The 7,848-nt window shown below is 32.6% G+C and carries 7 protein-coding genes; 1 reads left to right on the top strand and 6 read right to left on the bottom strand.

The genetic code is table 11. The annotated features are described in order from the left end of the window. The 6 genes from KA845_RS05505 to KA845_RS05480 form a co-directional block, all read right to left on the bottom strand. Nucleotides 1–1,225 (bottom strand): recombinase family protein (locus tag KA845_RS05505; protein WP_210127846.1); only part of this gene is annotated, 1,225 nt, incomplete at its 3' end. 21 nt (nt 1,226–1,246) lie between these two features. Continuing rightward, a complete protein-coding gene (gene ccrA, locus KA845_RS05500; protein WP_040030082.1) occupies nt 1,247–2,596 on the bottom strand; it encodes a cassette chromosome recombinase CcrA in 1,350 nt (449 codons plus the stop codon). Nucleotides 2,597–2,773: 177 nt separating this feature from the next. Continuing rightward, nucleotides 2,774–3,031, bottom strand: a complete 258-nt coding sequence (locus KA845_RS05495; RefSeq protein WP_002434121.1) for a hypothetical protein — start codon at nt 3,029–3,031, stop codon at nt 2,774–2,776. A 64-nt stretch (nt 3,032–3,095) separates the two neighbouring features. After that, a complete protein-coding gene (cch1, locus tag KA845_RS05490; RefSeq protein WP_210127845.1) occupies nt 3,096–4,886 on the bottom strand; it encodes a cassette chromosome replicative helicase in 1,791 nt (596 codons plus the stop codon). Then, on the bottom strand, nt 4,886–5,155 hold the full coding sequence (locus tag KA845_RS05485; protein WP_031838353.1) for a hypothetical protein: 270 nt from the start codon (nt 5,153–5,155) through the stop codon (nt 4,886–4,888). Before KA845_RS05485 ends, cch1 begins: the two co-directional genes overlap by 1 nt. Before the next feature lie 154 nt (nt 5,156–5,309). Then, nucleotides 5,310–6,869 (bottom strand): hypothetical protein, encoded by a 1,560-nt coding sequence (locus KA845_RS05480; protein ID WP_210127844.1) that lies wholly within the window; start codon nt 6,867–6,869, stop codon nt 5,310–5,312. Nucleotides 6,870–6,970: 101 nt separating this feature from the next. Here KA845_RS05480 and KA845_RS05475 point away from each other — a divergent pair, with 101 nt between their 5' ends. Next, nucleotides 6,971–7,813, top strand: coding sequence for a toll/interleukin-1 receptor domain-containing protein (locus KA845_RS05475; RefSeq protein ID WP_194440955.1), 843 nt, complete (start codon nt 6,971–6,973; stop codon nt 7,811–7,813). The last annotated feature ends 35 nt before the right edge of the window (nt 7,814–7,848 follow it).

Raw genomic sequence — 7,848 nt, 5'->3', positions numbered from 1 at the left:
TTAGATTTTTAAGTTTAGTGTTAATTTCATCAAATTGTTGTTGTTTATAAGCAATATCATGGTTAAGTGAAGCTACATCGATTTGATTTTCTTGATTAACACGTTCGACAACTTGCTTGAGAACTTTATCACTTTTGACTATTTCGAGTATTTGATCCATAACATACTTTTCGATAACATCAGCTCTAACACTATTGGCTGAACATACCTTTGATCCTTTGTTGCGAAAGTTACTACATGAATAATACCGAATGCGTTTTTTAGTACCGTCTTTGAGTGTGTTGGTTGTATTTGAAGCTGCATATGCTGCACCACATTTTTCGCAGAAAATTATTCCAGTTAACAGATTTGTCCCTTTACCATGTACCTGTGGCTTTTTGCTTACTTGCTTCTTACGTGCTTGGACTTTATCCCATAAGTCTTTGCCAATAATAGGGGAGTGCTTACCTTCAGCGATTACTGGCTTATCATTCAAGCCTTTACGACGTTTATCATTCCAATCTTTGTATTTCGCGAATTGGATTTTACCAATATAGAATGGATTTGAGAGAATATAAGTAACAGCTGAAATACTAAATGGATTACCTTTCTTAGTTACATATCCTTTATGGTTGAGTGCATTGGCAATTTTACGATATCCATGACCTTTGGCGTATGATTCAAAGATATAGTTCACAATATTGGCTTCATGTTGGTTAATCATTAATTCTTTTTTATTATCAGGTATATTAGAATATCCTAAAGGAATATTGCCTTGATAATAGCCTTCTAAGGCTCTTTGATGCTGTCCGGTGTAAATATTCTCTAAAATGGTATTTCTTTCAAATTCGGAAAAACTTGCAAGTATATTTAATAATAATTTACCTGTCGAATTTTTGACTTCCATGCGTTCAGACAAGCTGAAAAATTCAACATTTTGACGATGTAGTTCTTCGACGATTGTCAGTAAGTCAGAAGTATTACGTGCTAAACGATTTATTTTATAAACAATCACACAGTCTAACTTTCCATTTTTTGCGTCTTGTAACATGCGCTGTAGTGCAGGGCGATTCATAGATTTTCCAGAAATACCCCGATCTGCGTATATATCAACGAGGTCATAACCATTAAATTGGCAAAACTGCTCTATTTGTGTAATTTGACCATCTATACTATAACCTTCCACTTGTCTCTCTGTGGACACGCGAATGTACGCTCCGATTCTCTTCTTCTTCATTTCATTCATATTTTTTCATCCTTTCATCTATTAAGCAATCGATGATTGCGTCGTTTGATTGACAATGTTTAGAGGTTCATTTTTGAAATAGATCCCCGCAAGGGTTTTGTTTTTAGTAATACTAATTACATCAATATAGGGATTCAGCATGTTTAGTGTGAAACGTTGTTGAATGATGTTTTGGAAAGCATTTCGAATTTGATACGCACTGATTGATGATAAAGGTTTTGATTGTTGATGTAATGAACGCGTTTGTTCTCTGAACGTTTCTGCATCAATTTTGCCTTGGGCTAATTTTTCTATCAGCTGCTCGTGATTGAGTGTAGTTTTAGTTTCTACATCTCTTTGTCTTTTGAGTCGTTGTTGAATAGTATGGTTTATTTTTGAATAGAGCTGTTGATTTTGAAAGAAGTCCTGACAAATCGCTAAAACACTTGTTTCTAATTCTTGTGCGTTGATTCCTTTAAATTCACAAACAAAGCGAGCATTATTCATATTTTGCGGACAGACATAGTAACGCAATGAATGATCTGTTTTTCGGACAGTCATGTTTGTGAGTGTCGAATGACAATAGGGACATTTGATTTTTTGTTTGAGTTGGTTTTCTGACGGCTTACGTTTGACTTGTTTCTGAGTTCGGGTAACTTGAGCTTCTTCGTATATCGTTGTACTGACAATAGCTGGGAACATGTTTTCATATTGTCCGTATTGATTGATAACACGGCCACAGTAATTAGGGTTAAGGATAATATTACGCACTTGATAGGGCTTGCGATTAATGAATTTATCATCAGCTTCTAAGTATTGCGCAATTTTTTTATAACCATAACCTTGAAGGTAATAATTGAACACAGCTTTTACTGTTGGTGATTTTACTGTGTCTATCGTGAAAGTACCATTATGATAGTGATACCCAAAGGGTGCATGTGTTGTAATCAGTTTACCTTGTTTCGCTTTTTCTTTGATTCCATTTTTGACTTGTTCGCCTATATTATCAGATTCTAGTTCGGCCAAGCTGATGAAAATATTGAGTTTGAGCCGATCGAATGCTTTATCCATGTCGAAGTAGCCATCATGAACGCTTAAGATATGGACATGGTATTTTTGACACAATTTCATGAGTTTTAATGCATTTTTCAAATTACGATGAAGTCGATTTAGACGATAGCAACATAATACGTCACATTGTCCCTGTTGAATCAGTTCAGTAATTTGTTGATAACCATTCCGCTTATCAGTACGTCCTGATTGTTTATCGCTATAAAAGGTAATGTGTTGAATATTATGTTTTTCGGCTAATACCTTGATGGTTTGTTTTTGTGCTGCTAAGGATTGTTGCTTTGTAGTGCTCTGTCGTAAGTAACCCATTGCTTGTTTCATCGTGTTTCCTCCTTCCAAAGTGATAATATATATTTATGAACGAATTGATAGATGAGCCCAACACCTGCCTGGTGTTGGGCGTTATTATTAGTCATCAGCATGATTAATTTCTTCAATCACTAAATCAGCGAGTAATGTGATTAATTCGTCCATATGGTTCAACCTCCAAATATCAAATTATATTGAATTGATAACATGTTGCATTGTTATTCGTTCTAACCGTGTACTTGGGACAAAATGTTCAGTTATCTCTTTTTCATTTATGAATTCAGGGTACAAGTGATAAAATTTTAGTAGCTTCTGTTCCGTTTCAGTTAATACATATTGTTGCATATGGTAATATCTGTCGATATAATTAACGACAATAGGTTTTTGATGATCATCGACTTCTACCGAATCAATTGTGTAATTTAATAAGTTGACGTTTGTTTTCATTTTTATGCCTCCGATTAATTTAATGAGCTACAACGCACATAGCGCGTTGTAGCGATATTCATATTTAGAGTTCTAAATCGCCCTTTTCTTCCCATTCTCTACCGTCTTTAACAAATTTGTTGAGTAATTCCTTATTTGTTGTATTATTATCAAATTGCGTTGGTGTGTATGGTTCAGAATTTGAGCTTAAACCGAGAACAGGTGCAAACTCACTAGGCAATACAAGATGGTAGAACAAGATCGTTTTTGTTTTGCCTTGAGTATCTTTGACATTACGTTTGATAGCTATCCGATCGGAATCCATCTGGATATATCCTTCTGCTCTTAAACTATCTATTACATTTTTTACATCTTGGTATTGGTTTTCTTCTAACATATGTTTAAAAACATCTTTAAGCATCTTGACTTGAATGTGATCGTCTTTCAGCTCAATAAGGCCATAATTTTCAGTCATTATGGAGAGTTTTTCATTTTCCGCAAACTTACTACGATTGCGTGCCACGAACTGAACTACACTATCAATCGCCTTGGCTCCCAAACTGCGCTCACTTACGGAATCTACATGATAACTAACTAGATATTCTCTAACTGCATCCAAATCGATAGGAGTTGCGATTACACGTTCTAATATTCGTGCTGAAGTCGTAATGGTGGCATAGCGCTTGAACATACGTATACCTACATTGTTTGTTTCATTGTTAAGCTGTGCTTTGAACCAATCGTGTTCTTTATAAAACCACTTGATTACTTCAGATTCACGATTTAGAAGGTATTCAGCTACTAACGGCATTACGTGTCCATAGTTTTTTGATGTTCCTTTTTTAATGGCGTCTGCATTGTCAGCGCTTGTTGTAAAGACATCAGAAATTTCTATGCATCTTGCTCTCAAACCATCATTTGCACTAGCATCTTTGAATATTGTGTGTTCTGCTGTACTAATCACACTAGATCCAAAGTGGTGAGGATTTTTTACATTTCCTTCTCGATTAGCACGTAGACGACCTTGCCCCTCTGCTAGGGAATAAAGTAAACCATTTGTATCTTTAAAGGTAGCTGCTGATAATTCATCTAAGGCAATAGGAACACCAAAGTTGTTACTTAAGTATCCTTCAATTGCATTACGGGTGCCGTTCCAACCTCTGAATAATGTTTGGTCACCTTTAGATGGATTACCTGCTATTGAAACTGCTAATGCCGCTGCAGTCGATTTACCCGTACTAGAGTTCCCCATAAATGAAAATATCGTGCCAAAATATTCGACTTCATGCTTTGTTTTTAAGAACGCAGTCACTAATGAAGAAACACCAAATATCACAGCAAGCTCCAGTAACAAGTTTCCTTTTACTTCATCAAGATACATTTGCCACCAGCCTTCAAATGTACCTTTAGGTTGTAAGTCATACTTTGTTTCACAAATGATTTCATCAGCCTGAGACTGCTCGATGTCTTTTGAAAGATATGGTTCATCTAATGAAATGACAGTACCTTCATCAGTACTTAAGACACCTACACCTGTAGACAATGTAGAAATGGGCAGTGATTGACGCATTAATTGTAGTGCATTACCTAGTGATTTAATGTACTTTTCATTGATGCTGAACCCAAACATAACCAGTCTAGGTAACTTTTGTGTCGTTAGAATATCTGACGTTTCAATACGTTCAATATTTTTGCCATCCGTGATAGTCAATTTCTCAACCCCTGTAGTAGGGTCGAGAAATTTGTTTTCTATGATGATTGGACTAGATAAACGAATTATCTTATCTTCGTCATTTTTGTTTTTTGCTCGAATAAGTTCATACCATGCAGTTGAATCTAACCAGTATGGATATTGCTCGAAGATGTTGTTAGCCATTAGCGTTTACCTCCTGTATTAAAAAGTCGAATTTTTTGATACAGGATAGGAGATTTGTTAGAAATTCTTTTGATAGGAGCGTCGCATCCTTTTCTTTCCCACGCCCCAAACATGCGACCTACTTCTCTAATTTCATTAGTAGTACAGTTGAAAGTGCCAACCTGATTTACTAAGTCATTAAAGATGAACGTCTCTCCGCTGTATTTTTGTTTCGCAGCTTTCTTTGATGCTCCATACAATTGTATTACTCGAATAGGTTTATACTTCATAAGTAATTACCGCCTTTATAATTTTTTCTGAATCATAAAGATTCATTACGTGTATTACATCACACAAAAATAAACCTAACTGTCTAACCAAGAATGATTGGTTAGACAGTTAGGTTGAATAAAGATTGGTACTAAAGAGATTGAGTTGTAGTAATTATTTTTTAAAATATTTTTGTCTCAAGTTTAGATTATCAATTACATTCATAGAATTAATTAGAGATAGATGAGTTTCACTAGAAATTTTAAAGTCATAAATGAATAAGTTTAGGTCGTACTTATTTGATTTACTATGAGTTAGGTCATTTTTAGCATGGAGAGGTGTTATTGTATTACTCCATTTTTTTGTCGTTTTTATAATTTGATTACTCAAATTAAGAACTTCTATAGGCGCATTTGTATGAAAGAAATTCATGTTCTCGCAAATATGAGTGTAAATACCTGATAAAGTACTAAGCAAAGTTTCCATAAATGGTAGCTGATCCATATAAAATAATTTATGTATAAACAAATTTGATGCATTTATAAGTTCATTATCGATGATATGAAAAGATGAAAAATCACCTTCATCATCTTCATTTCCTAATTTGTCATCTGTGAAGACAATGTGTAAGTGATTTTCAGTTAATTCATCTATGTCGTTATGTAGTTGTTGAAAATCAGCGTTGAATTTTAATTTTTGTTCCTCAAAATCTTGGAGTTCTGAATAATTAACTTTTTGCTTTTTTAATATATTTAATTCTTGCTTGTTAAATAGTAAAGCAAAATAGCTATTGTTGCCAGATGCATTTTTGTGTTTAGCATGTGTATTACTGTCTATGTACAAATATCTAAAATAAAAAACAGACAAAATTGTTAGTACATCACTAAAAGGGAACCTTCCACGAATGTTGTCTTTTGATAATTTACCAATTAATGAATTTAGATTTACAGTTATCTGTTTTTCTTCATCTGTGTTGATATCAGGGAACCTATTTAATAGTGTCTGTATTATAGATGAAATAAGTTGTTCTTTTGTGAAATATCTTTGAAATATCTCATTATTTTTGTCATTTAAATCTATATTGATTTGTGTACTTATATCAGCAATCATATTTAAGTTTTCCCATTCTTCATGTGAATATGATGAGGAATAGTTATTTGAATAATTATAGTTTTTACGTTCGAGACCATTTTTAATTGTAAAAGCAGTGTTTAGCATATTATCCAGTGATGTGATATTCGGATTATTTTCATCGTAAAATCTAAAAGGTATATTATTTTTATAACCAAAAGTAGCATTTACAGTAGCTCTTTTAAAAGTAGTGTCGTCAAGAGCTATAGATCCATCATTATGTAATTTTAATAGTACATGTTCCTTTAGTTTACCTTTAGGTGTGAACAAATAAGTGAAAATTGCATTTTTATACTCTTCAAATTGATCATCTAAGTTTGAGGCATACATAAACCTTGTTAAGGCTTCATAAAATCCTTCGTTGAATCCACGCATAAAAGTATCTACACCATCATCAATACCTAACAAATAAATTAAATTTGGTAAAATATTTTTTATATAAAGTTTATTATTTTGAAATTGATAACGTGTATAATTGCCTTCATTATCGAATTCGACTTCAATTGTTGATGAACCTTCAACATCTTCTAACGATATGTTTATTTGATTGATTATATCCTGCATGAATTCAGAGTTATACTTTGAAATTAGTTTTAGTGTCATGTATATAGTCATTCCTTTATTATCATTTACTTCTATTTAAATATAAGCTAAGATAGTTATACAAATAAAGGGAACGTAAGTTCTTGTCGGAGGGGTATTTTATGTCAGTATTAGAAACAAAATTAAAAAATGAGATGTCTAAATCTGCAAAACTTTCAAGTAAAATGAGTAAATTGACGGGTGATATAAAGAGGCTTGAACGAAAAATTGAAAGATTAAGTAAAAAGAGAAATCCTACTAAAAGTAATATTAATGAACTAATAAGAAATCGTAAGAAGATTGTTGAAAAGCAAACAGAGTTATCAAAATTATATGAAGAATACAGTAAAATTGAAAGAAAAATTAATGAGACTCGAGCTAAATTAGATAAAGAACGCAGTAAACAACAAGATAAATTAGAGAAAACAATAAATAATTCAAGAAATGATAACCACAGTATAATGACTCAACTTCTCTCAAATTCTGAACAGATTAATGCATTGTCAGAACAAGTAAAGCAATCTGCAAAACAAAAAGAACTCATTGAATACGATGTTTTTCTGTCACATTCAAATTTAGACAAAGAAGAATATGTGTCTGAATTAAGTGATAAATTGACTGATAAAGGGTTGAAAGTATTTGAAGATGAAAAAGTATTTGAAATAGGTCAAAGTCAAACACAAATGATGAATATGGGGATATTAAATTCAAGATTTGTAGTAGTGTTTTTATCTCGAAATTTTATTGAAAGTGGTTGGAGTAAATATGAATTTATATCTTTTTTAAATAGAGAAATTAATGAAGATAATATTATTATACTACCAATTTGGCATGAAATTAGCATTGAGGAAGTTAAAGAATATAACCCATATTTGGTAGATAAGCATGCATTAAATACCAGCAAATTTAGTATTGATGAAATGGTAGAAAAAATAAGCACTGTGGTGGAAAAGTCAAAGCAATGACAAACTTATTTTGAAATATTTAATTAGCATGATAA

Source organism: Staphylococcus sp. GDX8P114P-2 (genome assembly GCF_017892945.1).
Classification (GTDB): domain Bacteria; phylum Bacillota; class Bacilli; order Staphylococcales; family Staphylococcaceae; genus Staphylococcus; species Staphylococcus arlettae.
Note: the sequence above shows the minus strand (reverse complement) of the source record. Positions and strands in the feature narration are given on the sequence as shown.